At 63.3% G+C, this 26,475-nt stretch carries 27 protein-coding genes, 1 tRNA gene and 1 pseudogene; 13 read left to right on the top strand and 16 right to left on the bottom strand.

What is annotated here, in order from left to right; all coding sequences use genetic code 11:
• Nucleotides 1–174: 174 nt before the first annotated feature.
• A complete protein-coding gene (locus FHR70_RS22920; RefSeq protein WP_183454586.1) occupies nucleotides 175–591 on the bottom strand; it encodes a hypothetical protein in 417 nt (138 codons plus the stop codon).
• 531 nt (nucleotides 592–1,122) lie between these two features.
• Between FHR70_RS22920 and FHR70_RS22915 the strand changes: the two genes are divergently transcribed.
• From FHR70_RS22915 to FHR70_RS22905, 3 genes are all read left to right on the top strand, one after another.
• On the top strand, nucleotides 1,123–2,505 hold the full coding sequence (locus FHR70_RS22915) for a hypothetical protein (protein WP_183454585.1): 1,383 nt from the start codon (nucleotides 1,123–1,125) through the stop codon (nucleotides 2,503–2,505).
• Nucleotides 2,506–2,620: 115 nt separating this feature from the next.
• Nucleotides 2,621–3,574 carry an aldo/keto reductase gene (locus tag FHR70_RS22910; protein ID WP_183454584.1) on the top strand — a complete coding sequence of 318 codons (954 nt, stop codon included), beginning with the start codon at nucleotides 2,621–2,623 and terminating at the stop codon, nucleotides 3,572–3,574.
• A 107-nt stretch (nucleotides 3,575–3,681) separates the two neighbouring features.
• Nucleotides 3,682–4,773: an alkene reductase gene (locus tag FHR70_RS22905; RefSeq protein ID WP_183454583.1), complete on the top strand. Its 1,092-nt coding sequence runs from the start codon at nucleotides 3,682–3,684 to the stop codon at nucleotides 4,771–4,773.
• On the opposite strand, the gene FHR70_RS22900 is transcribed toward FHR70_RS22905, so the two are convergent.
• Together FHR70_RS22900 and FHR70_RS22895 are read right to left on the bottom strand one after the other, a co-directional pair.
• Nucleotides 4,770–5,303, bottom strand: a complete 534-nt coding sequence (locus tag FHR70_RS22900) for a hypothetical protein (RefSeq protein WP_183454582.1) — start codon at nucleotides 5,301–5,303, stop codon at nucleotides 4,770–4,772. The two genes, FHR70_RS22905 and FHR70_RS22900, sit on opposite strands and share 4 nt — an antisense overlap.
• A gap of 46 nt (nucleotides 5,304–5,349) precedes the next feature.
• Complete coding sequence (locus FHR70_RS22895; protein ID WP_183454581.1) at nucleotides 5,350–5,913, bottom strand: dihydrofolate reductase family protein; 564 nt, start codon at nucleotides 5,911–5,913, stop codon at nucleotides 5,350–5,352.
• Between the two features lie 148 nt (nucleotides 5,914–6,061).
• Between FHR70_RS22895 and xth the strand changes: the two genes are divergently transcribed.
• The gene (gene xth / locus FHR70_RS22890; RefSeq protein WP_425487896.1) at nucleotides 6,062–6,883 is read left to right on the top strand and encodes an exodeoxyribonuclease III; all 822 of its coding nucleotides are present in this window, start codon (nucleotides 6,062–6,064) and stop codon (nucleotides 6,881–6,883) included.
• A gap of 130 nt (nucleotides 6,884–7,013) precedes the next feature.
• Here xth and FHR70_RS22885 read toward each other — a convergent pair whose 3' ends face one another.
• The 3 genes from FHR70_RS22885 to FHR70_RS22875 form a co-directional block, all read right to left on the bottom strand.
• Nucleotides 7,014–7,856: a tetratricopeptide repeat protein gene (locus tag FHR70_RS22885; protein ID WP_183454578.1), complete on the bottom strand. Its 843-nt coding sequence runs from the start codon at nucleotides 7,854–7,856 to the stop codon at nucleotides 7,014–7,016.
• Nucleotides 7,843–9,573 carry a dihydroxy-acid dehydratase gene (gene ilvD / locus FHR70_RS22880; protein WP_183454576.1) on the bottom strand — a complete coding sequence of 577 codons (1,731 nt, stop codon included), beginning with the start codon at nucleotides 9,571–9,573 and terminating at the stop codon, nucleotides 7,843–7,845. Before ilvD ends, FHR70_RS22885 begins: the two co-directional genes overlap by 14 nt.
• A gap of 351 nt (nucleotides 9,574–9,924) precedes the next feature.
• A complete protein-coding gene (locus FHR70_RS22875; protein WP_246408465.1) occupies nucleotides 9,925–10,725 on the bottom strand; it encodes a protein-L-isoaspartate O-methyltransferase family protein in 801 nt (266 codons plus the stop codon).
• Nucleotides 10,726–10,854: 129 nt separating this feature from the next.
• Between FHR70_RS22875 and FHR70_RS22870 the strand changes: the two genes are divergently transcribed.
• A complete protein-coding gene (locus FHR70_RS22870) occupies nucleotides 10,855–11,256 on the top strand; it encodes a hypothetical protein (RefSeq protein ID WP_183454572.1) in 402 nt (133 codons plus the stop codon).
• A gap of 48 nt (nucleotides 11,257–11,304) precedes the next feature.
• Here the strand turns inward: FHR70_RS22870 and FHR70_RS22865 are convergent, their stop codons facing one another.
• The 3 genes from FHR70_RS22865 to lipB all read right to left on the bottom strand — a co-directional run bounded on the left by FHR70_RS22865 (nucleotide 11,305) and on the right by lipB (nucleotide 14,230).
• A complete protein-coding gene (locus FHR70_RS22865) occupies nucleotides 11,305–12,912 on the bottom strand; it encodes a carboxyl transferase domain-containing protein (RefSeq protein ID WP_183454570.1) in 1,608 nt (535 codons plus the stop codon).
• 116 nt (nucleotides 12,913–13,028) lie between these two features.
• Entirely contained in the window at nucleotides 13,029–13,406 is a 378-nt protein-coding gene (locus FHR70_RS22860; protein ID WP_183454568.1) for a hypothetical protein, read from the bottom strand.
• A gap of 89 nt (nucleotides 13,407–13,495) precedes the next feature.
• Nucleotides 13,496–14,230: a lipoyl(octanoyl) transferase LipB gene (gene lipB, locus FHR70_RS22855; RefSeq protein ID WP_183454566.1), complete on the bottom strand. Its 735-nt coding sequence runs from the start codon at nucleotides 14,228–14,230 to the stop codon at nucleotides 13,496–13,498.
• Between the two features lie 252 nt (nucleotides 14,231–14,482).
• Between lipB and FHR70_RS22850 the strand changes: the two genes are divergently transcribed.
• From FHR70_RS22850 to FHR70_RS22820, 7 genes are all read left to right on the top strand, one after another.
• Nucleotides 14,483–14,567 (top strand) — tRNA-Leu (locus tag FHR70_RS22850).
• Nucleotides 14,568–14,754: 187 nt separating this feature from the next.
• Nucleotides 14,755–16,179: a magnesium transporter gene (mgtE, locus tag FHR70_RS22845; RefSeq protein ID WP_183454564.1), complete on the top strand. Its 1,425-nt coding sequence runs from the start codon at nucleotides 14,755–14,757 to the stop codon at nucleotides 16,177–16,179.
• A 180-nt stretch (nucleotides 16,180–16,359) separates the two neighbouring features.
• Nucleotides 16,360–17,172 carry a glycoside hydrolase family 25 protein gene (locus FHR70_RS22840; protein ID WP_246408479.1) on the top strand — a complete coding sequence of 271 codons (813 nt, stop codon included), beginning with the start codon at nucleotides 16,360–16,362 and terminating at the stop codon, nucleotides 17,170–17,172.
• 213 nt (nucleotides 17,173–17,385) lie between these two features.
• Nucleotides 17,386–18,558, top strand: coding sequence for an isovaleryl-CoA dehydrogenase (locus tag FHR70_RS22835; protein WP_183454560.1), 1,173 nt, complete (start codon nucleotides 17,386–17,388; stop codon nucleotides 18,556–18,558).
• Nucleotides 18,559–18,702: 144 nt separating this feature from the next.
• Nucleotides 18,703–19,356: a glutathione S-transferase family protein gene (locus FHR70_RS22830; RefSeq protein WP_183454559.1), complete on the top strand. Its 654-nt coding sequence runs from the start codon at nucleotides 18,703–18,705 to the stop codon at nucleotides 19,354–19,356.
• A 94-nt stretch (nucleotides 19,357–19,450) separates the two neighbouring features.
• The gene (locus tag FHR70_RS22825) at nucleotides 19,451–20,155 is read left to right on the top strand and encodes a ribonuclease activity regulator RraA (RefSeq protein ID WP_183454557.1); all 705 of its coding nucleotides are present in this window, start codon (nucleotides 19,451–19,453) and stop codon (nucleotides 20,153–20,155) included.
• A gap of 24 nt (nucleotides 20,156–20,179) precedes the next feature.
• Nucleotides 20,180–21,007, top strand: coding sequence for an ElyC/SanA/YdcF family protein (locus FHR70_RS22820; protein ID WP_183454555.1), 828 nt, complete (start codon nucleotides 20,180–20,182; stop codon nucleotides 21,005–21,007).
• Here the strand turns inward: FHR70_RS22820 and FHR70_RS22815 are convergent.
• Both FHR70_RS22815 and FHR70_RS22810 read right to left on the bottom strand, forming a co-directional pair.
• The gene (locus FHR70_RS22815; RefSeq protein WP_183454553.1) at nucleotides 20,974–21,249 is read right to left on the bottom strand and encodes a DUF3253 domain-containing protein; all 276 of its coding nucleotides are present in this window, start codon (nucleotides 21,247–21,249) and stop codon (nucleotides 20,974–20,976) included. The two genes, FHR70_RS22820 and FHR70_RS22815, sit on opposite strands and share 34 nt — an antisense overlap.
• Nucleotides 21,242–21,934, bottom strand: a complete 693-nt coding sequence (locus tag FHR70_RS22810) for a DUF599 family protein (RefSeq protein WP_183454551.1) — start codon at nucleotides 21,932–21,934, stop codon at nucleotides 21,242–21,244. Before FHR70_RS22810 ends, FHR70_RS22815 begins: the two co-directional genes overlap by 8 nt.
• Before the next feature lie 73 nt (nucleotides 21,935–22,007).
• On the opposite strand from FHR70_RS22810, the gene FHR70_RS22805 reads away from it, so the two are divergent.
• Nucleotides 22,008–22,418: a rhodanese-like domain-containing protein gene (locus FHR70_RS22805; protein ID WP_183454549.1), complete on the top strand. Its 411-nt coding sequence runs from the start codon at nucleotides 22,008–22,010 to the stop codon at nucleotides 22,416–22,418.
• Here FHR70_RS22805 and FHR70_RS22800 read toward each other — a convergent pair.
• From FHR70_RS22800 to FHR70_RS22780, 5 genes and pseudogenes are all read right to left on the bottom strand, one after another.
• Nucleotides 22,415–22,708, bottom strand: coding sequence for an acylphosphatase (locus FHR70_RS22800; protein ID WP_183454547.1), 294 nt, complete (start codon nucleotides 22,706–22,708; stop codon nucleotides 22,415–22,417). The genes FHR70_RS22805 and FHR70_RS22800 overlap by 4 nt on opposite strands.
• A gap of 6 nt (nucleotides 22,709–22,714) precedes the next feature.
• Nucleotides 22,715–23,125 carry a DUF6766 family protein gene (locus tag FHR70_RS22795; protein ID WP_183454545.1) on the bottom strand — a complete coding sequence of 137 codons (411 nt, stop codon included), beginning with the start codon at nucleotides 23,123–23,125 and terminating at the stop codon, nucleotides 22,715–22,717.
• Between the two features lie 157 nt (nucleotides 23,126–23,282).
• Nucleotides 23,283–23,696 (bottom strand): annotated as a pseudogene (locus FHR70_RS22790) (gamma-glutamylcyclotransferase family protein); the annotation flags it as partial.
• Nucleotides 23,697–23,714: 18 nt separating this feature from the next.
• Nucleotides 23,715–25,715, bottom strand: coding sequence for an acetyl-CoA carboxylase biotin carboxylase subunit (locus FHR70_RS22785; protein ID WP_183454541.1), 2,001 nt, complete (start codon nucleotides 25,713–25,715; stop codon nucleotides 23,715–23,717).
• Between the two features lie 111 nt (nucleotides 25,716–25,826).
• Nucleotides 25,827–26,240: a hypothetical protein gene (locus FHR70_RS22780; RefSeq protein WP_183454539.1), complete on the bottom strand. Its 414-nt coding sequence runs from the start codon at nucleotides 26,238–26,240 to the stop codon at nucleotides 25,827–25,829.
• Nucleotides 26,241–26,475 lie beyond the last annotated feature (235 nt).

The following is a 26,475-nucleotide window of genomic DNA, read 5'->3' as shown; positions in this document are numbered from 1 at the left end:
TAACCTGAAGGTCACAGGTTCAAATCCTGTCCCCGCAACCAATACACAAAACCCTCGAATGGCTCCGCCTTCGAGGGTTTTTGCTTGTCTGGAGCGCACAACAACGACAAACCCTTCCGTGCAGCAGCACGGAAGGGTTCCTTGATGGGCCGCTTGTGCACTCGTCTATGGAGCTCAGGCCACCTGTCCCACGGGATCAAGGTCGGCATTCAGGGAGAACCGCTCCAGCTGGACGGCGTAAGCAGCCTCCAGGCCCTTGAAGCGTGGCTCCGGCTCCGGCTCGATGCGTTCCACCGCGGCCGTGAGACGCGCGCAGAAGCGATCGGACGCGGACAGAAGAATGCGAAGCGAGCGCGCAGACGGTGCAATGCCCGATGAGGCATCCTTCACGAGCACCGCAGCCGCCGCATAAAGATCATCAACGGCAGCTTCCGTGCCGGGATCACGCTTGAGCAGACCCATCGTGTTGATGAGGAGCACGCGCAGATCGTGGAGGTCATCCCCCCTGCCCGCCTGGGCAAGAAGAGCGACAACCTTTTTGACCGCTTCGATTCTTTCTTTGATTGTTTGTGCGAGAGCGTTGTCGGCCATGAGCCTTCCCCTAGTAGGCTTTCTGTGGAATCCCCTGGAACACCACGGAAATCAGCATGTGCATTTATGGTTAAGCAATCCTTACGATGCAGCCGAGATCCAAGCCTTTTCAGGGTTTTTGCGAACTTCGCGCCGGAGGATGCGAGCTCTTTCCCATGCGGCATTATTCGTGCATTGAGATTTCTCCGGAAGCCGACTACATCACCTCATCATTCGTGATTTGAACGTCCATGATGCTGAAGCCGAACACTCTTGAGCGACCGCAAAGGTCCATCTTGCGAAGCCCCTGCTTCGCGGGCAGGCTCTGCTTCATGCATGAGCTGCGACCTGAACCAAGCCCTATGTGGGATGTTCAGGCGGTCAGCCCGTCAGAGCCGACGCCCGGTAGGGCAGACTTCCCACATTGATGCCGGTCTGACGTCACCCGTCGCCGGCCCGATCCGGCGATCTTCCTTTCCTCCCGCATTTGCTCTTCGTCCGCAATGCAGGCTCGCCGGATCCCAGCTTGCTGAGAAAAGGAGAAGCCCTGCAATGAACAGGGTCTGGACTGAAGAAGAACTTGAGATTCTGCGCCGCGATCGGGAAGCCAAAGTGCCGGTTCCCGTCACCGCTGCAAAACTGGGAAGGCCTGTCCCGGCGACTTACGCACGAGCGAGGTTAATCGGTACGCTTGTCCAGCCTCATCAGTCCTGGGACGAAGCCAGCGTTGCCCGCCTGCGTGAGCTCGTCTGCGCGGATCCGCCGATGACGGACAAGCGGATCGCCGGTGAGCTCAGAAGAAGCGTGACACAGATCCGCTGGAAGATGCAGGATCTTGGGCTGATTGGCGTGCGGGACCTCTCCAAGCTGGCAAAGATCACGGCTGCCGAGTCGGCCCGGCCGAAAGTCGCCAAGGCTTCATCGGCCATATCACCTGCTACGAAGCCACCCGTTCGCTCCAAACCATCGCCTCGGCCGGTTCCCGGGTCGTCTGCAAAGCCGGTGCGAGATGTTGCGGCTGCTTCGGTTGTGCCTCAGCTGCTCGATCCACAGGCTGCCTTGGAGCATGCCATCAAGTCTCTTGAGACTGTCATGGCCGAGCGCCTGAAGAACTCGATTGCGGAGACCGAAGCGGGCATGATCAAGGCGGCTCGCGCGGCCATTGCCGAGAAAGGACGCATCGACCAACGGCTCGTTATTCGCGTCAAGCGGGTGGCCGAGGCTGAATCCCGCCGCCTGGCCGCGACGAGGCAAGCTGAGGCTGAGGCAAAGAAAGCTGCTGCGGAAGACCAGCGTCAGGAAGTGGAAGCCAGGAGGACTGAAGCTAGGAAGGCTGAAGCCAAACGGCAAGCCGAGGAGGCAGCGCGCCAAGCGCGCGAACAGCGTGCGCGCGCGAATGTTCGAACCACAGCTTCCTCGCCGGCCGAAAAGCCGAGACCGGTGGAGAAGAAGATCGTGCTCTCCGCTGTTCAGGGCGTTTCACAGAATGCGGCTCCCCGTCCTGCTCCGCAATCGGCGCCACCTCCGGTTTCGAAGATCGTCGTCATGGAGGCCCCTGCGGCCGCGCGCGCGGTCGAGGACGAGCACGCTGCAGCTCAGACATCCGGGCGGGGCGGTTGGAAGTCCGTCCGTCGCGATCCTGCGCGCGTCATGGCGCAGGCGAAGGCCAAGGCCAAACCGGCCAACCGTGCCGATGCGGTCGATCTCGCCCAGGCTGCTCAGGCCGCTATCGAGCGCTTCATCGCGGAACGCGGTGTGACGCGCACGGAATCGAGCGGCATCCAGTCGGTCGTCTCCCGCCTTCAGGCACGCGGTTACATCGTCGTGCGTGACGAGACAGGCTGGACGATCGACCAGCGCCACCGCATCGCCAGCGAAGCTGAGCTCATGAGCTTTGCCGAGGCACGCGGCATTACGCTGAGCGCCGCGGCCTGATCGAGTGTTCAGAAGGCGTCCGATGTATCAACATCGTGTCGGACGCCCCTCCTTGATTTAACGCCTTGCCGATGCCCTTATCCGCCCCACATCGGCTGCGGATAGGGAGATGATGATGAATAAGCGCAGACTCGGCCGCTCGGACCTGATGGTTTCGCCTCTTTGCCTCGGCGGCAATGTTTTCGGATGGACGGCCGACGAGGCAATGTCCTTCAAGCTTCTCGACGCTTACGTGGATGCAGGCCTCAACTTCATCGACACGGCGGATGTCTACTCCACCTGGGCACCCGGTAACAGTGGTGGAGAATCGGAGACCATCATCGGCAAGTGGATGAAGGCGCGCGGCAACCGTAACCGGGTCGTTATCGCCACTAAGGTGGGTTCCGAAATGGCGCCCGACCGGAAGGGGTTGTCGAAGAGCTACATCCGTTCCGCAATCGAGGCTTCCCTTCGCCGGCTCCAGACCGATGTCATCGATCTCTATCAGTCCCATCGCGATGATCCCGATACGCCGCAGCAGGAGACGCTCGAGGCTTATGCCGACCTGATCCGCGAGGGGAAGGTGCGGAACATCGGGGCCTCAAACTTCAGCGCAGCGCGGATGCAAGAAGCGCTGACGATCAGCGCCGAACATGGCCTTCCGCGCTATGAGAGCCTACAGCCGAAGTACAATCTCTATGACCGCTCGGAATACGAGGCGGAGCTGGAGCCTCTCTGCCGGAAGGAGGAAATCGGCGTCATCCCCTATTACGGCCTCGCCAGTGGGTTCCTGACGGGCAAGTACAGGTCGGAGGCTGATTTCGGGAAGAGCGTGCGGGGCGGCCGCATGGCCGCCTATCTCAACGACAGAGGCAAGCGCATCCTCTCGGCTCTGGATGAGGTCGCCACCCGCAAGAATGCGACACCGGCCCAGGTCGCTCTAGCTTGGTTGATGGCTCGCCCTGGACTCACCGCCCCCATCGCCAGCGCCACGAACGTGGAGCAGTTGCACGACATCATAAAGGCAACTAAATTACACATCGATGAAGCCGATATCACAGAACTCGATAGAGCCAGCGCGCCAGCCTGAGACATCCGCTTTTTGCATGGCAGCCTTCCGTTGCAACCGACGGATGGCCTCTTATCTCGTGACAGCCTGTGCTTCGGACAATTCCACAGGATAAAACGAGGTTTTCTATGAGCGCTGATGCCAATGCACTGTTCGAGCCCTTCACTCTGGGCAGCCTGACCCTGCCGAACCGCTTGGTGATGGCTCCCCTCACCCGCAACCGGGCTGCGGAGGGTGACGTTGCGCGCGACATCACCGCAACTTACTACACCCAACGTGCGAGCGCCGGCCTCCTGATCTCGGAAGGATCGCAGATTTCCCACCAGGGACAGGGTTATCTGCGCACGCCCGGCATTTACACTCCCGAGCAGGTCGCGCATTGGCGCAAGGTGACGGATGCGGTCCACAAGGCTGGAGGCCGGATCTTCATTCAGCTCTGGCATGTGGGCCGCGTGTCCCATACCTCGCTCCTGCCGAGCGGTGCTGCACCAGTGGCGCCCACGGCACTTCGGGCTCAAACCAAGACATTCCTGGAGAGCGGCTTTGTGGATGTCTCCGAGCCCCGTGCGCTCGAACTCTCCGAGATTCCAGGCATTCTGCGCGACTACGAGAAGGCAGCCCGCAATGCCAAGGAGGCCGGGTTCGACGGCGTCGAGATTCACGCGGCCAACGGCTACCTGCTCGACCAGTTCATGAAGGATGGCTCCAATCACCGCACGGATGCCTATGGCGGCTCCATCGAGAACCGTGCTCGCCTGACCATTGAGGCGGCCGAGGCCGTGCTGAAGGTTTGGGACAAAGGACGCGTCGGCATTCGCCTCTCGCCCGCAAAGGTCAACGACGCACTGGATTCAAACCCTCAGGCCCTGTTCAGCCATGTGGTCGAGCGGCTCGACAAGCTTGGGCTCGCCTATATTCATATGATCGAGGGTGCCACTCAGGGCGACAGGAACGCGGTCGATGTGGACTACGCAGCTCTGCGCCGCTCCTTCCGCGGCGCCTACATCGCCAATAACGGCTATGACCGCGAGATGGCGGCCGGGGCGGTGTCCAGCGGGCGGGCCGATCTCGTGGCCTTTGGGCGCCTCTTCATCGCAAACCCGGACCTCGTCGAGCGCTTTCGCCTCAATGCTCCGCTCAACGAGCCGAACCGCGCCACGTTCTATGGCGGCGGTACCGAGGGCTACACGGACTATCCGGCTATGAACGAAGCAGCCTAGCGCTGAGCCCCACAATTGGAGCAGACGCCCTCCCGGGCCTTCTGCTCCAGTTCCTCGCCTTTGCGGAGCAGTTCCTCCTCACGGGCAGACGGACCGACCGCCGAGTGCTCCCCTGGTTGCAGCCGGTTGACCCCTCCCACGCCTCCGGTGGTGTTGGGGTCGGTCGAGGAGCGGGCGGCGCTGGTAGCGGCTCCACCTGTGCTCGCTTCGTTGCCGGGAGGTGATCCAGGACGCCCTGTGGTCGCGTTCCCGGTTGCGCCGGTGCCTTGGTTCGTGCCGTTTCCGGTCAGTGTGTCAGGCGTATCCCTGACACCCGTGTTTCCGGTAGCACCCTGCCCAGGAGGGCGGAGGGGCGAGCTGCTTGGCTGTGCGGCGGCTCCTGAGGATGAGCCGGTGGACGGCGATGCAGCCGAAGACGAACCGCCGGCGCTTCCGCTGCTGCTGGAACTTCCGGAGGAACCTTGCGCCCATGCGGCTCCTGTGATCAGGCAGCCTGCGATCAGGGCAGTCGAGAGAGCGAAATGACGCATTGGCTCCTCCTTTCGAGGTGCTGTCGAGCATCAACTCCAGGCGCTGTCAGGAGTTTCCGGAGGATGGTCGCCAAATTGCCAGGGTGACCTTGCCAGCCGGGTCCAGGACCTGACGCTCTCTCGGCACCAATCCCCGCTCCGACAGGATCGCCTCGGCACTCCTCCCGGTCTGGCATCCCGAAAAGACCGGAATACCATCCGGCACATGGGTTCCTTCCGCCCGGGTCAGATGGAATGCATTGTAGCCAAGCTCAAGAAAGAGATCGAAGACCTGACGTCCGCCGGGCACGGCAATCCGGCCGCCCTCCGGCAGGACCGTGCGGATCGCCGTGTCCCAAGGCACCTTTGCAGGATCCCACCACCACCCGTCAGCCCTCCGCTCTAGGCCGGGAGATGAGGACGACAGAATGAGCCGCAGGCGGCGTTTGGGATTTGGATTGGCCTCATGGCCGAGACGTCCGAGCACGGTTACGGCGGATTTGTTGAGCTCCGCCTGAAAGTAGGCCCAATCCGCCTCGTTGCGCAGCATTTCCGGGGTGTGACCCGATGCATCGGCAATGCAGTCGTTGTCAGACACGATGGCGTAACCGTGGATCTCAACCTGAGGCATGGGCGGACCTTTTGTAGGATAGAAGCACCTCACCCAGCGTGAGGCGCTCGCAGTCGCTGCCGATGAAGGTCAAGCAAGATTCGTGCATGCGGTGCAACCGTGGGAACGATGGCCAAGTTCCAGCTTGCCAGCAGAGGACGAAAATCCGATGAAGCACAGGCGACAGGAAAACGGGAGTGCCGGAATGCGGATCGCCACCTGGAATGTGAACTCCATCAAGCAGCGGCTGGGCCACCTCGCGACCTTCGTGAAGAGCGCTGATCCGGATGTCGTCTGTCTGCAGGAGCTGAAATGCGTGAACGAGGCTTTTCCGCGAGCTGAGGTCGAGGCTCTGGGCTACAACGTCTTCACCCATGGCCAGAAGGCTTATAACGGCGTCGCCATCCTGTCCAAGCGCATCCTCGAGGATGTCCGCCGCGGCCTGCCGGGCGACGAGAGCGACGAGCAGGCCCGCTACCTGGAGGGCGTGATTTCCACCTCCATGGGGGCCGTGCGGGTCGCCTCCATCTACCTGCCGAACGGCAATCCCATCGGCACGCCGAAGTTCGACTACAAGCTCGCCTGGATGGACCGCCTGCGCGCCCATGCCCGCAGTCTGCTGTCGCTTGAGGAACCGCTGGTCCTGTGCGGCGATTACAACGTGATTCCGGAGCCCGAGGATGCCTACGACCCGGCGGCTTGGGCAAACGATGCCCTGTTCCAGCCGGAAAGCCGAGCGAAGTTCCGCGAACTCATCAACCTCGGCTTCGTCGACGCGGTGCGCGCTTGCAGCGACCAGCCTGGGCTTTATTCGTTCTGGGATTATCAGGCGGGCGCGTTCCAGCGGAACAACGGCATCCGCATCGACCACCTGCTGCTCTCATCCCAGGCGCAGGATAAGCTGAGAACAACCTCGATCCGCAAGGAAGTGCGCGGCTGGGACAAGCCCTCCGATCACGTGCCGGTGATCGTCGATCTCGACATCGAGTGATCGTCGAAAAATCTCTTACGTCATCACCGGTCTTATACCGGTGATCTCGATTGAAAGATTGCCGAGCCTCAGAGAATCGAGATGGCCGGGACGAGCCCGGCCATGACGACACAATTTCAGGCCGTTCGCTCTACCGCCGCGCCTGGATATACTGCTCAAGCAGAGCGAGCGCGAGCTTGCGGTCGCTCTCGTCGGAGGCCGTGAAGGCATCCTGGTACAGGTCGACGATCCACTGATCCTTGGCAGCGTCTGTCGAGGCCTCGCGGGCGAGCGTCAGCCACATCAGCCCCTTGGCACGCTGGCGCGGGACGCCCTGTCCGGTCATCAGGAGATGGCCGAGGAGCGCCTGAGAGGCCGTATGGCCCTTCTCGGCCGCCAGGTTGAACCAGCGAGCCGCATGGCGGGCGTCTTTCCGGACGCCGGTGCCTTCCAGGTAGAGACGTGCGAGGTTGTACTGCGCGTTGGAGTCGCTGAAATAGGACGCCGCGTAGCTGAACATCTCGACGGCGCGCGTCGGGTTGGCCGCAACGTAGGTGCCCTGAATACCGTCCAGGAAATAGCTGCCAAGCGCCACGAAGGCGCTGGAGACGGCGGCAGCGTTCGGCGAGTCCGGGCTCTCATCCGCATGCTGATCGGCGAGCTTCGAGAAGTACTCGAACGCCTTCAGGTCATCGTGCTCCACGCCGTCGCCGTCGGCATACATGCGTCCGAGCTTCCACAGCGCGAGCGAATGACCCTGGCCGGCAGCATACTCGAGCGCGTCAACCGCTCCGATCTTGTCGCCAGCATTATAGGTGCGCATGCCGCTGCGCAGGGCATCGCGCACGGAGCCGTATTTGGTGGCGGGCGCCAGCGCCGGAGAGAGCGCAGGCGTGAGCGGTTGCGGACGCGGGGCGGCATCGAGCGCGAACGCTGAGCCGGCGCCAAGGAAAGCCACCCCCAATGTGGCCAGGATGAGATTAGACGTCCGCATAGGTTTCTTTTTCTGCGGCTCCGCCCGGATGGGTGACTGCCCCATCCCGTGCGGGACCAACGGTTTGTGCGTATTTCCAGAGATAGCCCGAGGTGGCGCTCGTCTCGCGTGGTTTCCATTCGGCCCGACGTTGAGCGAGTTCCTCGTCCGAGAGTTCCACGTCAATGGTGCCGTTGATGGCATCGATGGCGATGATGTCGCCGTCCCTGATGAGCCCGATGGGTCCGCCAGTGGCGGCCTCGGGGCCCACATGGCCGATGCAGAAGCCGCGGGTCGCGCCCGAGAAACGGCCATCGGTGATGAGCGCGACCTTGTCGCCCATGCCCTGGCCGTAGAGCGCCGCGGTCGTCGAGAGCATCTCGCGCATGCCGGGTCCGCCGCGCGGCCCCTCGTAGCGGATCACCAGAACCTCGCCCTCTTTGTACTCGCGCTTGGACACGGCCTCGAAGCACGCCTCCTCGCCGTCGAAGCAGCGAGCCGGGCCCCGGAAAGTCTGCTTCTCGGGGGCCATGCCGGCCACCTTCACGATGGCGCCCTCGGGAGCGAGATTGCCCTTGAGGCCAACCACGCCACCGGTGGGCGTGATCGGATTGTTGGCCGGATAGACCACGTCCTGCTCGTCGTTCCATTTCACGGACGCGAGGTTCTCGGCCATGGTGCGGCCAGTGACCGTCATGCAGTCGCCGTGCATGAAGCCGTGGTCGAGCAGCGTCTTCATCAGAAGCGGGATGCCGCCGACCTCGAACAGGTCCTTGGCCACATAGCGGCCACCGGGCTTCAGGTCCGCGATATAGGGCGTGCGCTTGAAGATCTCGGCCACGTCGAACAGGTCGAACTTGATTCCCGCCTCATGGGCTATGGCCGGCAGGTGCAGGGCCGCGTTGGTCGAGCCGCCGGAGGCCGCCACGACAACGGCCGCATTCTCCAGGGACTTGCGGGTCACGATATCGCGCGGGCGGATGTTTCTGGCGATCAGGTCCATGATCTGCTCGCCTGCCGCGGCGCAGAACCGGTCGCGAATCTCATAAGGAGCCGGAGCGCCGGCCGAATACGGCAGCGCGAGACCGATGGCCTCGGAAACCGTCGCCATGGTGTTGGCGGTGAACTGCGCCCCGCAGGCACCGGCCGACGGGCAGGCCACCTGCTCCAGCTCAGTCAGATCTTCGTCGGACATCTCACCGACGGAGTACTTGCCCACCGCTTCGAAGAGATCCTGCACTGTCACCTGCCGCCCGCGGAAGGAGCCCGGAAGAATCGAGCCGCCATAGATGAAGATCGACGGCACGTTGAGACGCACCATCGCCATCATCATGCCCGGCAAGGACTTGTCGCAGCCTGCCATACCGACGAGCGCATCGTAGGAATGGCCCCGCATGGTCAGCTCGACCGAATCCGCGATCACCTCGCGGGACGGGAGCGACGCCTTCATGCCCTGGTGGCCCATGGCGATGCCGTCGGTGACCGTGATGGTGCAGAATTCGCGCGGGGTGCCGTTGGCGGCCGCCACGCCCTTCTTCACCGCCTGGGCCTGGCGCATGAGGGAGATGTTGCAGGGAGCGGCCTCGTTCCAGCAGGTGGCGACGCCGACCAGCGGCTGGGCGATCTGCTCTTTGGTCAGGCCCATGGCGTAGAGGTAGGAGCGATGCGGCGCGCGAGCAGGCCCCACCGTCACGTGACGGCTCGGCAGCTTCGACTTGTCGATCAGGCGCGCATCCATGGTCCGCACTCTTCTTCACCCGGTTCTCACGAGGAGATTCAAGGCTTTGGAACTCCCGTGATCTGCCATGTGCCGCGCCACCCGTGCAATGACCCTTCGGAAGGATCGTTTCAGCAGCCTTAACCTGGATTTGCGCCAGGGTGCCTTGCTGTAAAGCCTTGGTTTAGAAGCACTTTAGTCAGCTTCATGAGGTGCTCCCGGTTTATGGCGGCATCGCGGCGGAGCTTGGGCCAAGGGAGGCAAGATGTTGAAGGTTTGAGGGTGTTGCTTGGCCGCAACATTTTTGGGACGGGATTCCTCTGACGTGAGAACCTTGGCCGACAAAGGCGGGCCCCTTGCAACGGCGTGTGTTTAAAAGCCAGGGTCTTCCGACGAGAACCATACATCCTCGTAGACAGCCACCGCGCTCGCATCCGGCGCCCGGTCGCCCTTGACCCAAATGGAGCGAACCGCCGCAAGATCGGCTTCCGTCGGCAGGTTCCTCACCGAGACGCTTTCCTTCGCTCCGCTGCAGGAGATGAAGCCCACATTCATGAGCGGTTGTGCACTCAAAACCTTTCCTGAACGCCGCACTAGAACCGCAGGCCCCCAGCCTTTATGCGGCTGCCACGGAAAGATTAGACGACCGCCGGGATTAAGCGCCCGCAGCCACTCGACATCCGGAGCCACGACCCCTGCGTTCACATACACGACGTCGGCCTTCGGCAGCACGCGGCCGAAGGCCGATTCCGCATGGACCGTCACGTTCGAATAGTCCTGCAAGTTTTGCCGGGCCTGCACCGCCAGATCAGCCTCATACTCGAAGGCCTCCACATGGCCGTCAGCCTCAACGAGTTGCGATAGGATGGCTGTGTAGTAGCCTGTCCCTGCTCCAACATGAATGACGGTCTCGCCCGGTTGCGGGTTGAGGGTATCGATCCACGCGGCGTGGAGCGCAGGCTCGCCGTTGTTGATGCCTCGCTTCCGGTCGATGGCCACAAGGACGTTGCTGTAGATATCGGAGACCTGGCTGGTCTGCGTTGCGATCCCCATGCTGATCATCGTCCAGGGCGGAGGCGGCAGAAAAGCCTCGCGAGGAACCTGCGCGAAAGCCTTCTCGATCCGGACATTCTCGACGCCGGCCAAGCGCATGACCTCAGATGCATAAGACATCCGCGCCTGTGTGGATTGGTCCTGATTGGTGTGAGTTTTCATGACCGACCGTCACCTTCCCCCCGGTTTGGAGAGGGCATCAGGAACTGAGTCTATGTTAACTAAATGGCGCTTTTCAGGAATCCGCGAATGGCAATCCAGCGCCTTGCCTCCTTTGGTTTTCTAGCGGTGCTTCCCTTTCTGGCAGCCTGCAACCAGACAGCATCCTCTCCCGCCACTCCCCCGCTCGATGCGGCGACTGTTGGTCCCGGCGCCATGGCGGCCCTCGATGATGTCGAGAGGACGCGTGAGAAGCACAAGTCTGAGGCAGCCGGCATGGCGGTGATGAGCTTTTTCGATCCTATCGGCATCACCGATATCGCCGAACCCGCCATGGAGGCCGAGCATCAACGGGAGATGGATGAAAAGTATCGCCGGGTCGAAGAAGAGCTACGAAAGACTGTTGCCGAGACGGAAGCCCTCAAAGCGCAAGCTCAAGCCAACGCGGCGAGAACCAAGGTGCGGAGACGTGAGCGTTCCGCAGCCGAGTGAGACCCGATCCGATCACGGACATCTCCACCGGGGGAGTGAAGCTTCCCCCTACATCCTGAAGACGCCGAACTTCGTCTCCGGGACAGGTGCGTTCAAAACAGCCGAGAAGGCCAGGGCCAGCACGCGGCGGGTCTCGGATGGCAGGACGATGCCGTCGTCCCACAGACGGGCCGTGGCATGATAGGGCGAGCCCTCCTGCTCGTACCTGTCGCGGATCGGCGCCTTGAAGGCCTCCTCCTCATCGGCGCTCCAGACCTTGCCTTCAGCCTCGATGTTGTCGCGCCGCACGGTGGCGAGAACGCTCGCCGCCTGCTCGCCGCCCATGACGGAGATGCGGGAGTTCGGCCAGGTGAAGAGGAAGCGCGGGGAATAGGCGCGGCCGCACATGCCGTAATTACCGGCCCCGAACGAGCCGCCGACCAAAAGCGTGATCTTCGGCACCTGGGCGCAGGCCACCGCCGTCACGAGCTTCGCGCCGTCCTTGGCAATGCCGCCCGCCTCGTACTGACGCCCGACCATGAAGCCCGAGATGTTCTGCAGGAAGAGCAGCGGGATGCGCCGCTGGCAGCACAGCTCGATGAAATGTGCGCCCTTCTGAGCGCTCTCCGAGAACAGGATGCCGTTATTGGCGATGATGCCCACGGGCATACCCCAGAGCCGGGCAAAGCCCGTGACGAGCGTCGTGCCATAGAGGCGCTTGAACTCGTCGAACTCGGATCCGTCCACGAGACGGGCGATCACTTCGCGGATGTCGTATTGCTTCTTCAGGTCGGTCGGCACGATCGCGTCGAGATCGTCGATGGAATACTTGGGCTCCACCGGGTCGGCGATGTCGATGTCGATGCTCTTGCGGGTGTTGAGCGTGCCGACGATGCGGCGCACGATGGCGAGCGCATGGACATCGTCGGTGGCGTAATGATCGGCCACGCCGGATTGGCGGGCATGCACGTCCGCGCCGCCGAGGTCCTCGGCCGAGACCACCTCGCCGGTGGCGGCCTTCACCAGGGGCGGGCCGCCGAGGAAGATGGTGCCCTGGCGGCGCACGATCACGGTCTCGTCGGACATGGCCGGCACATAGGCGCCGCCCGCCGTGCAGGAGCCCATGACGCAGGCGATCTGGGGGATGCCGAGCGAAGACAGGGTCGCCTGATTGTAGAAGATGCGTCCAAAGTGATCCCGGTCCGGGAAGACCTCTGTCTGGTGCGGTAGGTTCGCGCCGCCGGAATCGACCAGATAGATGCAGGGCAGACGGTTCTCCCGCGCCACTTCCTGGGCCCGCAGATGCTTCTTCACCGTCATCGGGTAGTAGGTGCCGCCCTTGATGGTCGAATCGTTGCAGACGATCATGACCTCACGGCCTTCGACCCGGCCGATTCCAGTAATGATGCCGGCCCCGTGGATTGCATCCTCATACATGCCGTGGGCGGCGAGCGAGCCAAGTTCAAGGAATGGAGCACCCGGATCGAGGAGCCGCATCACGCGCTCGCGCGGCAACAGCTTGCCGCGGGCAAGGTGCCGTTCCCGTGCCTTGGCCGGTCCACCTTCGGACATAGCCTGTCGCTTGGCCTGAAGTTCCAGGGCAAGCTCGGCCCAGGCGGCGCGGTTCGCCCGCGCGGCGTCCGAGGTCAGGTCGGCGGAGGTGGCGATGACGGGCACGGGGGCGGTCTCCCTGGTTTTTGAGCCTTGGCTCCTTCTCGGCTTGAAGCCGGAGAGCCCGATGCTCAGTAGCTAGAACCGGGGATCCCGCGCAACTGGCTTTTCGAGGCGGCTGATTAGCCCTTTGCCCGAATGACCGTCTCCTGGCGGACAACGCCCGGTCCGCAGCGATAGGCGATGCCACGCACGAGCGACCAATCCTGGGAGACCTGCTGCAGATAGAGATGCGTGCCGCCGAGAGCGACGGTAGCCTGCAGCATGTCGTCGGTGGCGCGGCCGAAGGTGGACCGGCCGAGCGTTACGCCGAAGCCGACATTGACTTGCGTGTGGGTGCCGGGCGTCGTCGGGGTGACCGGGCTCACCTCGCCCAGCCGCGTGCAGGCACGCACATCCACCGGCGAATCGACGATCTTCACGAGTTCCGTCGGCTCGGGCCGGTAGGCACAGGCCGAAGCGGCCAGGGCGATGAAGGAGGCAAGGAGGGCACGTTGCATGGAAGTTCCGCCAATGATCAGCCGTTTGCCCCAGCTTAGAGCATGAAGCCGCGTTGAGGAGAAGCCTTGCCGTATCGGAGGCGAAAATCCTAGGCGGCGTGTCTCGGGAGCAACGGTGCCTCCACCCGGATGGTCGGCCCGAAGATCTCCTCGAAAGCCGTCCGCATCACCGCATCGACCTCGGGAAGAGTCACAGGAATGCCGAGATCGACGAGGCTCGTCACCCCATGCTCGGTTACGCCGCAGGGGACGATGCCGGAAAAATGGGAGAGATCCGGCTCCACGTTCAGGCTGATGCCGTGAAAGGTCGCCCAGCGGCGCACACGGATGCCGATGGCGGCGATCTTGTCCTCGGCGGTCTCGCCTTTGTCGGGCCGCCGCACCCAGACGCCAACCCGGTCCTCCCGCCGCTCGCCGCGGATGTTGAATCCGTCGAGGGATGCAATGATCCAAGCTTCCAGAGCGGCCACATAGCGGCGCAGGTCGGGCGCCCGACGTCTGAGGTCGAGCATCACATAGGCCACCCGCTGGCCTGGGCCGTGATAGGTGTACTGCCCTCCCCGGCCCGTCTGGTGCACCGGGAAGCGGTCGGGATCGACGAGGTCTGCGGCATCGGCCGAGGTGCCGGCCGTATAGAGCGGCGGATGCTCCAGCAGCCAGACCATCTCGCGGGCTTGGCCTGCGGCAATCGCCTCGGCCCTGGCTTCCATGAAGGCTACCGCCTGCTCATAGCCGACCAGACCATCTGTGATGGCCCATTCCACAGGCTCCGCACCGGGCACGGCATGGAACTGAACGGCCAGGCTGTCTCGCAGGTTCGACACCGATTCACCTTGGATTTCTCGGCTCCGGAACGGCAGGCGTCCCGGCTCTTGAAGGAGCGGGGATCAGATCCCTCGCCCGTGGAATTCTCCGCTTATATAATCGTTCCAGAGGCTTATCGCCTATCCCCTCTTCAGCATCCGGGGCATTCGCAAGGCTCAATCGCCTGAAGCTCTGTCGAAGGGGTTGCAGCGGTCCGATCGTTCTGCTAGAGCGACCTCCTCTTCAGGAAAACCCTTCCTGGAACCGAGTTCGCGGTCATGGCGGAATTGGTAGACGCACTACCTTGAGGTGGTAGCGGGGAGACCCGTGGAGGTTCGAGTCCTCTTGACCGCACCAACTTTCGGCACATCTCGTGCTGAAAACAGAAAGGCCCCTTCACGGGGCCTTTTTTGTTGACCGCAGCTGCTCCGTTTCCTGATCACAGGGACAGCCGACAAGCAATTTTCGAGAAAGCCTTCGGGCGCATTGCGCTGCCTGGCGCAGGCACCTAAAAGGCCGGCAACCCACCTTCCGAGGACGGCTCATGCAGGAAGTCGAAGACAAGACGCTGCTTCCGAATCCCGATGGGTCCGACCCGGTCACCCCGGCGTTCCGGGACGAGGAAGGCGAGCTCAATTCGGAGTTCCTGGCCGCCGCAGCCGATGCCATCGAGGCCTCGGATGCCGATCTCCTGCAGCGGCTCGTGGACGACTTCCACGAATCCGAGATGGGCGACCTGCTCGAGGCGCTGGAGCCGGAGCACCGCCACCGCCTGATCGAGCTTCTCGGCTCCTCCTTCGATTTCGCCGCACTGACCGAAGTGGACGAGGCCGTCCGCGAGGAGATCCTCGAAGAACTCGAGACCGCGACCGTTGCCGAGGGCGTGCGTGAACTCGATTCCGACGACGCCATCACCATTCTCGAAAGCTTGCCGGAAGACGAAAAGGCAGAGGTTCTCGACCAGCTTCCCGCCATCGAGCGCGTGGCGCTCCAGCGCTCCCTCGACTACCCGGAAGACAGCGCTGGCCGGCGCATGCAAACCGAGTTCATCGCCGTGCCGCCGTTCTGGACGGTGGGGCAGACGATCGACTTCATGCGCGAGACCGAGGACCTTCCGGAGACTTTCTACGAGATCTTCGTCATCGATCCCGCTGCCCACCTGCTCGGATCGGTTCCCTTGGACAAGCTCCTGCGTTCCAAGCGTCCGGTGACGATCCAGGAGATCATGAACGACGAGCCGGATCGGTTTGAAGCCACCCAGCACCAGGAGGAAGTGGCGCGCCTGTTCGAGCGCTACAATCTCGTCTCGGCGGCCGTGGTGGACGAGGGAGGCCGGCTCGTGGGCACCATCCTGGTCGACGACATCGTGGACGTGCTGGAGGAAGAAGCCGATGCCGATATCAAGCAGCTTGGCGGCGTGAAGTCGGACGAAGAACTCTCGGACACGGTCCTCTATATCCAGCGGAGCCGCTTTCCCTGGCTCTTCGCCAATATGTGCACGGCTTTTCTGGCGGCAGGGGTCATTCGTCTTTTCGAAGGCTCGCTCGAGCGGATGGTGGCGCTCGCGATTCTCATGCCGATCGTGGCTTCCATGGGCGGCAACGCGGGCACCCAGACCATGACGGTCGCCGTGCGGGCGCTTGCCACCCGGGAACTCGGGCGCTCTAACGCCTGGCGCATCATACGGCGCGAGGCGGCCGTCGGCCTCCTCAACGGATTGGTCTTCGCCGTGATCCTGGGTAGTGTGGCAGGGCTTTGGTTTCAGTCGCCGCAGATTGGGTTCGTGATCGGGTCTGCCCTGATCATCGTTCTGCTCTTTGCGGCACTCGGGGGCATCTTTGTGCCCCTCACCCTCAACCGGATGGGAGTGGACCCGGCGGTGTCATCGGGTCCCTTCGTCACGAGCATCACCGACATCGTCGGGTTCTTCGCCTTTTTAGGCATCGCAACGGCCTGGTTTAACCTGTAAGGTTGTTTCGGATCTGTCTCGTAAGGGCCTGTTAACGCTCTTCAGGCATCCCTGGTGCGATCCAGTCCTGCGTCCAATACAGTTGAACCGATGAAGACTCGCCGCCGCTCCCCCAGCCGTTCCAAGAACTCTGGCCTGACGACGTTCGTTCGGGTTGCACGGTTCAGCGCGCTTGCCGCCATGGCCCTTGGCCTTGCCTCCTGCGCCATTGCCCCCTCGTCGTCCAGCCGCTACCCGGCCAAGGGCGATGCCCGTCCACATGATGGCGTCGCCACGGCTCACAGGCTGCCGATCCATGGCGTCGACATCTCAAAATGGCAGGGCGACGTGGACTGGGCGTCCCTGCGCCAGGCCGGCACCAAGTTCGCCTTCATCAAGGCGACCGAGGGCGGCGACCATATCGACAGCAAGTTCCACGAGAACTGGCAGGCTGCCAGGAGAGCAGGCGTTCCGCGCGGCGCGTATCACTTCGTCTATTGGTGCCGCCCGGCCCACGAGCAGGCAGCCTGGTTCAAGCGGAACGTGCCGGCGGATCCCGACGCCCTCCCCCCGGTGCTCGACGTGGAATGGAACGGCCAGTCCGTGAACTGCCCGAAGAAGGTTCCGCGCGAGCAGGCCCTCGCGATGATCGACGTCATGCTGCGCGAGATGGAAGCCCATACCGGCAAGCGGCCGATCATCTACACCGACATCACCTTCCATAAGGAGATCCTGGAGGGTGAGTTCAACGATCACCCCTACTGGATCCGCAGCACGGCGGCCGAGCCCCACGTGCGCTACAATAACCGCCGCTGGACCTTCTGGCAGTTCACCACCACAGGCCGCGTGCCCGGCGTGAAGGGCGACGTGGACCGCAACGCCTTCTACGGTACGGACAACCAGTGGCGCATGTTCGTCGCCAGCGCCTGCGACCCGCGCGACCATAGCCGCCTCAAGCCGCAAGGCATCTGCCAAGACATGGATGCGATTCAGACGGCGAGCATCGACGAATAAGCCTTCAGCCGCACCGAAGTTCAGGCTCCCCATCGATGATGCGGGAGCCTTTTCCTTGTCGGTGATCGTAAATTGCGGGTCGAATGCCGATGCCGCCTCACTTTTCTTGATACCCCGGCCTTGATAAGGGCAGCATTGCTGACCAAAATGGTCCGCGACAAAAACGATCCATCGCGTACCCTTCCGGGTCACGAGTGGAACCGGGAGGAATCAATGCTGCCGAACGCCGCCAAGGGCTTCAATTTCGATCTCGGCGAGACCGCCGATGCCATCCGCGAGACCGTCTCCAGTTTTGCCCAGGAGAAGATCGCGCCGCGGGCCGAGGAGATCGACCGCACCAACCAGTTCCCGCGCGACCTCTGGCCCCAGTTGGGTGAGCTCGGCGTTCACGGCATCACGGTCGAGGAGGAATACGGCGGCGCGGGTCTCGGCTATCTCGAGCACGTAATCGCCATGGAGGAGATCTCCCGCGCCTCCGCGTCGGTGGGTCTCTCCTACGGCGCCCATTCCAATCTCTGCGTCAACCAGATCCGCCGCAACGGCAACGAGGATCAGAAGCGCCGCTACCTGCCGAAGCTGATCTCCGGCGAGCATGTGGGCGCGCTCGCCATGTCCGAGCCGGGTTCCGGCTCCGATGTGGTCTCCATGCGCACCCGCGCCGAGAAGCGCGGCGACCGCTATGTGCTCAACGGCAACAAGATGTGGATCACCAACGGCCCCATCGCCGAGACGCTTGTGGTCTACGCCAAAACCGACCCGGAGGCGGGCCCACGCGGCATGACGGCCTTCCTGATCGAGAAGGGTTTCAAGGGCTTCTCTACGCACCAGAAGCTCGACAAGCTCGGCATGCGCGGCTCCGACACCTGCGAGCTGGTTTTCGAGGATTGCGAAGTGCCGGAGGAGAACGTGCTCGGCCAGGTGGGCAAGGGCGTGAACGTGCTCATGTCCGGCCTCGACTACGAGCGCGCCGTACTGGCGGCCGGCTCCACCGGGATCATGCAGGCCTGCATGGACGTGGTGCTGCCCTACATCCACGAGCGCAAGCAGTTCGGACAGGCTATCGGCGAGTTCCAGCTCGTGCAGGGCAAGATCGCCGACATGTACGTGACCATGAACGCCTCCAAGGCCTATGTCTATGCGGTCGCCAAGGCCTGCGACCGGGGTGAGACCACACGAGAGGATGCGGCTGGCGCGATCCTGTATGCGGCCGAGAACGCCACCAAGATGGCCCTCGATGCCATCCAGCTGCTCGGCGGCAACGGCTACATCAACGACTACCCGACGGGCCGCCTGCTGCGCGACGCGAAGCTCTACGAGATCGGCGCCGGCACCAGCGAGATCCGCCGCATGCTGATCGGGCGCGAGCTGTTTGCAAAGACCGCCTGATCAAGGCTGCACCAGGCACCCACCAGAGCGGCCGGGCCCAATCCCGGCCGTTCGTGTTCTGAGGGCCTGCCGGAGATGCACCGGTCCTTTTCGTTCGTAGAAGACTGTTTACAGTGGGAAGGGATTCATCCTCGCGAGACGGCAATGACCTTGAAGCTCTATGCCCACCCCTTCTCCTCATACTGCCAGAAGGTGCTGATCGCCCTGTATGAGAACGAGACACCGTTCGAATACCTGACGCTCGACGATGCGAAGAACGGTGCCGCGCTCGAGGCGCTCTGGCCCATCCGGAAGTTCCCCGTGCTGGTCGACGAGGGACGCACCATCCTGGAGGCCAGCATCATCATCGAGCATTTGGGTCTCCATCATCCCGGACCGGTGCGATTGATCCCGGCGGATCCGCACGAGGCGCTCGATGTGCGCCTCATGGATCGCTTCTTCGACAACTATGTCATGGCGCCGATGCAGAAGATCGTCACCGACCGCATCCGGCCGGAGCAGGATCGCGACCCTCACGGCGTCACCGAGGCGCGAACAATGCTCGACAAAGCCTACGGCTGGCTCGACAGGACGCTGGCGGGCCGCGAATGGGCTGACGGCACTGCGTTCAGCCTTGCCGATTGCGCCGCGGCCCCATCCCTCTTTTATGCGGATTGGGCGCATCCGATCAGCGCTGAACTCTTCCGCGTCCGGGATTACCGTCAGAAGCTTCTGGCACGGCCATCCTTCGCGCGGGCAGTCGACGAGGCCCGCCCCTATCGTCCGTATTTCCCCCTCGGCGCGCCGGACCGCGACTGACGCACGGCAGCAATGCAGCCGGGAGGTTCTCGTTGCGGTGGCGCTTCGGTCTCACGACCGCTATGAAAGCCTGATCCACTTCCGGGAAGAACCCATGACCCTCGACAAAGCCATAGCCGACGCCCTGCGGGCCGCCTCCACCGCGACGCTCACCACCGTGCTGCTGAAAAAAGGCATCCGCCGCTGCTGGATGAAGGGGCCGATGCCGGCCTTCAACGCCTCCGAGAAGATAGTGGGCCGCGCCTTCACCCTGCGCTTCGTGCCCGCCCGCGAAGATCTCGCGACCCCGGAATCCTGGGCCTCCCCGATCTCGACCCGTGCGGCCATCGAGGACATGCCGGAGGATTGCATCGCGGTGATCGATTCCATGGGCGTCGTCGATGCGGGCGTCTTTGGCGACATCCTCACCGCCCGCATGAAGAAGCGTGGCGTGGCGGCACTCGTGACCGACGGCGTGATCCGCGATGCGGTCGGCGTCGAGGGAACGAACCTGCCGGTCTGGTGCGCGGGCGTGGCCGCCCCTCCATCCGTCGCGGGTCTGACCTTCGTGGGCTGGCAGGAGCCTATCGGCTGCGGCGGCGTCGCGGTGTTCCCCGATGACGTGATCGTCGCTGATCGCGACGGCGTCGTGGTGATTCCGGCCGCTATGGTCGAGGAGGTCGCCAAGGCCGCCGTGGCCCAGGAACATTATGAGATGTGGGTCATGCGCGAGGTCGAGAAGGGCGTTCCGCTCCCCGGCCTGTACCCGCCCAACGCCGAGACCAAGGCCCGCTACGAGGCCGAGTTGAACAAGTCGTAAGACTTGCCCGAGTAAGGATGGCGGGTGTTCTACTACGTCTCGAAAATCGCGTGGTTCTTCACCACGCCATCCAATCTGCTGCTCAGCCTCATCCTGCTGGGGCTGGTTCTGAGCCTTTTTAAACGGCTTCGGCGCTTCGGCATCGGGCTCAGCCTCGTCTTCACGATGACGACCATCGCGTTGGGCCTGCTGCCCGTCGCCAGCTACCTCCTGCTACCGCTGGAGGAGCGCTTTCCTCCGTTCCAGGACGACGGCAGGCCTGTGGACGGAATCATCCTGCTTGGTGGCGCTGTCGAAGCGTCCGATTCGAAGACGCGTGGCCAAATCGTCGCCAATGAATCGGCCGAACGCGTGCTCGACACGATCCAGCTCGCCCATCGCTATCCGGCCGCCCGCATTCTCATCTCGGGCGGCGGTGGCGCCGTGTTCGCGGACGGCGCAGCGGAGGCGCCGATCATCGCCGACTACTTCAAGAGCATCGCCATCGACCCTGCCCGCCTTCTGGTAGAGCATCGCTCGCGGACAACCGCCGAGAATGCCGTCTATTCACAGGAACTCGCAAAGCCCCAGGCAGGCGAGCGCTGGCTCCTGGTGACATCGGCATGGCACATGCCCCGGGCCGTGGGCGTGTTCGAGACCGTCGGGTTTCCGGTCACACCCTACCCTGTGGATTTCCGCACGGCCGGCGGATCGCGAACGCACCGCCCCTTCGCGTTCATCTCGGAAGGCCTGAGGCGGCTCGATATCGGCACCAAGGAGTGGGCGGGCCTGATCGCCTATTACGCGTCCGGCCGCACCACGCGGCTGTTTCCGGGACCTCAGGTTTCCGCGGGTGGCAGCGCCAGCCGGTAGGTGCCGCGAAAATCGTCCGGATCGACCGGACGCCCTTTGCGAAGGATCACGATGCGCCCCTCCTTCATGAGCCTTACGGCCACTTTCCGGACGGGCTGCATAAGCGGTCCCCATCCATCCGGCTGATTGCCACCGAGGGCCTGAGCCACATCGGCCGGCCCGATGGTCCTGCCATGTCCCCGCTCCTCCAGGAGCGCGAGCATGGTGGCTTCCAGATCTTCCGGCATTGCGGTTCTAGACATTGAACTGCCTCAAGGCTGCCTCCCTGGCATCCGACAGAAACTGGCGCCGCCACATCACGATCAGCACTCCGGCAGTTGCTGCCATGAAAAGATAGGCACTCACGAACCAGCCGAGATAGGCGAGCGAGAAGAAGAAAGCCCGCTGACCACGGTTGAAGTGTTTGCCCGCAACGGCATTCATGGTCCCCGCCTGGCGAGCGACGGCGAGCGCCTCCTTATGGCTGCCCTCCTTCAGCACGGGAACGGCCCCGACGATGATCGCCATGTAATTGAAGAGCCGGTACGACCAGGCAAACTTGAAGAAGGCGTAGACGAAGATCACCGCGAGACCGACGACCTTCACGTCCCAGGCAATCCGTGTCGGCGGTTCACCGAAAGGCAGATCGGCAAAGAGCGGCAGAACCGCATCGGTCGAGCGCAGAAGCGCCAGCACGCCGCCGATGGCGATCAATGAAGTGGAGGCGAAGAAGGCAGTGCCGTTCATGAGCGAGGCCAGGATCGTGGTGTCGACGATGCGGTTCTCGCGCACCACCATCTGCTCCATCCAGCGGTAGCGGTACTGGTTCATCACCTTGTTGAGGCTCCTCTGCCCCGCGGGCGTAAGCTCGAGAGCGGCGTGGTAGCCGAACCAGGCGATCAGGAAGAAAGCCAGGGCCGCGTAATCGAGATTGGTGAAACCAAGCACCCGTGATCTCCCGTTGACTCCGCCGCCATCTTGCCCAGTTTGTTCAAAGGCTCGTAGAGGACCGAAACCCGTTATGCCTCAGACCATCACCCGCGGCTACAAGACATTGCTCGACGAGGCCAACGCCAAGATCAGAACTGTGCCGGTCGCCGAAGCCATGGCCCTTCACGGCCGCGAGGACGTGGTGTTCGTGGACCTGCGCGATCCGCGCGAGCTGGAGCGCGAGGGGCGTATTCCAGGCGCCGTGCATTGCCCGCGCGGCATGCTGGAATTCTGGATCGATCCGGAGAGCCCGTACCACAAGCCGGTCTTTACCCAGGACAAGACTTACCTGTTCTTCTGCGCCGCTGGGTGGCGCTCGGCCCTGTCCGCAGCCACGGCACAGGATATGGGCCTGCAGCCAGTCGCGCATGTGGAAGGCGGCTTCACTGCCTGGAAGAAGGCTGGCGGGACTGTCGAAACGGTCGAGCCGAGGAAAGCTTAAGCGGTTCGCCGGATTTCGAAACGGGGCGGCAGGTCGAGATCCGTCTCATGGCCGTCGAGGATTTCCACGCTCTCGACCAGCGCCCCGGAAGGTCCCTGATGGCAGGCCTTCAGCATCACCTCGACGAGATCGGCCGGGCCTGAGAACACGGCCTCGACCGAGCCGTCCTGCCTGTTCCGAACCCAGCCTCTGAGGCCATGCAGTTTAGCCAGATGCTGTGTCCAGGCGCGGAAGCTCACGCCCTGGACACGGCCATGAATCAGCGCATGGAGAGTTCGGCTGCTGGTCATCAGCCCTCAGCGGTGCGCGTGACGGGCATCGGTGTGGCGCCCGGCATAGTCGTCATCGAGCGTCTTGATAATGCTTTCGGCATTCTGCGGGTCCAGCTTGCGCAGGATTGCATCGATCTTGGCCTCCATGCGGTCGTCGCCCTCCTTGGACTGGGGCGAGCCGACATACAGAAGGATTGCGAGACCGCCCACCTGCCAGAGAAGCTGCAGGAACTCGGACTGCCAGTTCTCGAGAGTGTCCCGCATCATCTCGACAAGATATTCGGAGGTCTGGATCGACTGGGCGTGCGCCTGCTGCTCGCTGACATAGGCGAACCAGCCGAAGAGCCAATGGCCGATCAGGGAGATGATGAAGAAGCCTAGCGTAACCCAGGCATAGCCATAAGCCTTCCAAAGGGAGCGGGGTTTCGTGTCCATGGTTGAACCTCGTACGCATACACGATTTCGTGAGGACTCAACGCGTGCATAAGGCAAAGGTTCTTCAGCGGGGCTTGCGCATCGTCCCCGACGGAGCGCTCCAGAGCGGGCGGACCTTGGGCTCCTGGGGAGCCGGCGCCGAGGCTTGAGCCCTTGGCAGCCACACACTGAGACCACGGATGTAGTCCTCCGGCAGGCCCGCATGCTGCGCGGCCTCGACGACGCCTTCCATGTAGCCGGGGAGCGGCGTTCCGGGCTTGTCGCTACGCCCCACATAGACGATGGCCCGGCGCGGCCCCTGGGCTGTCACGACCGGCTGGACGACCTTGGTGTAGAGGCCGGTCGAGAGGCTCTCATAGCGGTCGAGAGCCGGCACATCGGCCAGCGCCAGATCCCACAACATGCCCCAGACCGCCCGCTGCGGATCGCGGACGACGGTGGCGTAGCCCTCGTCGAAGATCATGAAGCGGTGGCGCATGAGCCGCCCGATGCCGAGCGGCTTGGAGCCCGGGCAGCGCTGGATCATGGCGGCCCGGTCCATGTTGGATCCATAGGCGAAGTACAGGGGCATCTGTTGGCGCCTAAACCCTCAGGCGAATTCCAGGATCACGGCATCGACCGCGAGGCTGTCGCCCTCCTTGGCGTGGATCTTGGAGATGGTGCCGTCGCGCTCGGCGCGCAACACATTCTCCATCTTCATGGCCTCCACGATACACAGCGGCTCGCCGGCCTTGACCTCCTGCCCCTGGGCGACGCTGATCGCCTTCACCAAGCCGGGCATCGGGCACAGCAGCTGCTTGCCCGTATCGGCCTCCAGCCGCTCCGGCATCAGGGCGGCGAGTTCCGCCTCGCGCTTGGTATAGACCCGCACTTCGGCGGAAGCCCCCGCATGGGACAGGACCACTCCGTTGAGGATCGGGCGCACCTGCACCGCGATCTCCTCGCCGCCGACGGTGCCGTTCCAGACCGGCTCACCGGGAATCCAGCCCGACGCGATCGGCCAGGTCTCGCCGCCGATCACCACCGCGAAGCCGCCGTCGATGTCCTCAATGGCCACCTCGTGCCGCTCCGTGCCTAGCATCACCACCCGTTCGCGTTCGAATTTCACCGCCGAGGCGGGCCGCATCTGGCCCGAGATGTGCCGCTTGCGTTCATTGAGAATATGGTCGACGGCAGCGCCGACGGCCGCCATGCGATGGGCGACAATGCCCTCCGGCGCAGGCGCCTTGAACCCTTGCGGGAACTCCTCGGCGATGAATCCCGTCGAGAGCTTGCCCGACTGCCAGCGCGGATGCTGCATCAGGGCTGTCAGGAACGGGATATTGTGGCGGATGCCCTCGATGGCAAAAGCGTCGAGGGCCCGCGCCTGGGCCTCGATGGCCTCGATGCGCGTGGGAGCATGGGTCACGAGCTTGGCGATCATCGGATCGTAGTAGATCGAGATCTCGCCGCCCTCGTAGACGCCGGTATCGTTGCGCACGGTGACGCCGTTCACCTCGCCTTCCTGCGGCGGGCGATAGGTGACGAGCCGGCCCGTGGAGGGCAGGAAGTTGCGCACCGGGTCTTCCGCATAGATGCGGCTTTCCACCGACCAGCCGTTGAGCTTCACGTCCGACTGCTTGAGACGCAGCTTCTCGCCGGCTGCCACCCGGATCATCTCCTCCACGAGGTCGATGCCGGTGATCATCTCGGTGACGGGATGCTCCACCTGGAGGCGGGTGTTCATCTCGAGGAAGTAGAACGACTTGTCCTGGCCGGCCACGAACTCCACCGTGCCGGCGGAATCGTAGCCCACGGCCTTGGCCAACGCCACCGCCTGCTCGCCCATGAGGCGGCGGGTCTTTTCGTCGAGGAGCGGCGACGGGGCCTCTTCGATGACCTTCTGGTTGCGGCGCTGGATCGAGCATTCACGCTCGCCGAGATAGATCACGTTGCCGTGCTTATCGCCGAGCACCTGGATCTCGATGTGGCGCGGATCGGTGATGAACTTCTCGACGAAGACCCGATCGTCGCCGAAGGATGAGGCGGCTTCCGACTTGGCGCGGGCGAAGCCCTCGGCGACCTCGTCGGCGGAGTGGGCGATGCGCATGCCCTTGCCACCGCCGCCAGCCGAGGCCTTGATCATGACTGGATAACCGATCTCATTGGCGATCTGCACCGCCTGCTCGGGACCCTCGATCACGCCGAGGAAGCCCGGAACGGTCGAGACCTTGGCGGCAGCCGCCGCCTTCTTCGACTCGATCTTGTCGCCCATGGCCGCGATGGCGCCGGGGTTCGGCCCAATGAACACGATGCCGGCCTCGGCCAGCGCCTTCGGGAAGGCCTCGCGTTCCGACAGGAAGCCATAGCCCGGATGGACTGCCTGGGCGCCGGTGGCCTTGCAGGCCTCGATGATCCTCTCGATCACCAGGTAGGACCCTGCTGCAGCGGCAGGGCCAATATGAACGGCCTCGTCGGCCATCTCCACGTGGAGGGCGTCCCGGTCGGCATCGGAATAGACCGCAACGGTCTTGATGCCCATGCGCCGGGCCGTCTTGATGACCCGGCACGCAATCTCGCCCCGGTTGGCAATCAGGATCTTGTCGAACATGAACCCTCGAACGCTCCCGCCAAAAAACTAAGCCCACCTCCGTTACTGCACATCGGTGCCTTGGGGAAGCGGGGCTTAGTTCAGCATTTAGCTCTAGACTGCAAAGCGCGATCAGGCGGCGATCTGGGACAGCCTCGCCTGCTGGCGCCCGCGCATGATGAAGTCGAGGAGCGCCACGTCTACATGCCCGGCCTCGTCCAGGACCGCATAGGCGATGGCCATCGCGTTCGGGGACGGGCCGCTGACCTCAAGGAGGGTCGCGAGCCAGAGGGCGTCATCGTTGCTGACCACACCCTGGGGGGCTCGCTTCCAGATGACGAAATCGGCCACCAGCCGGGTCAGCATGGTTCCCCAGCAATCGACAGCAGTGACAAATCGGTCGAGCGCCAGCAGGGATTCGACCTCGAGACGGCTGGTGATCCCCTCCGAGAGGATCTCGCCCTGAAGCATCGCCACGTCATCATCGCAGACATGGCCCCTCTCGGTGACGCTGTCGATGAAACCGCGAAGTTGATCCTTCAACATCCGTTTGCCTCCCGCCGGCTTTTCTTTCGCTCAGCGTCGTTTGATCGCTTGTGCGGGATGACATTCACACGGCTGGCCGGGCTAAACCGTTAACATGACATGCTGAATCGACGTTGAGGTTAAGCCTTGTTGAGACTCTTTGGTTGCCGGATTCTTGACGGATCGGATTCTTCAGCGTTTACGCGGATTTGCAGATGAGGCCGCTGGAGCTTTGCATTCCCGCAAGGTCGCCCTT

Source organism: Microvirga lupini (genome assembly GCF_014191055.1).
GTDB classification, from domain to species: Bacteria; Pseudomonadota; Alphaproteobacteria; order Rhizobiales; family Beijerinckiaceae; genus Microvirga; species Microvirga lupini_A.
The sequence above is the reverse complement of the archived record's forward strand: the minus strand, read 5'-3'. Positions and strand labels throughout refer to the sequence as shown.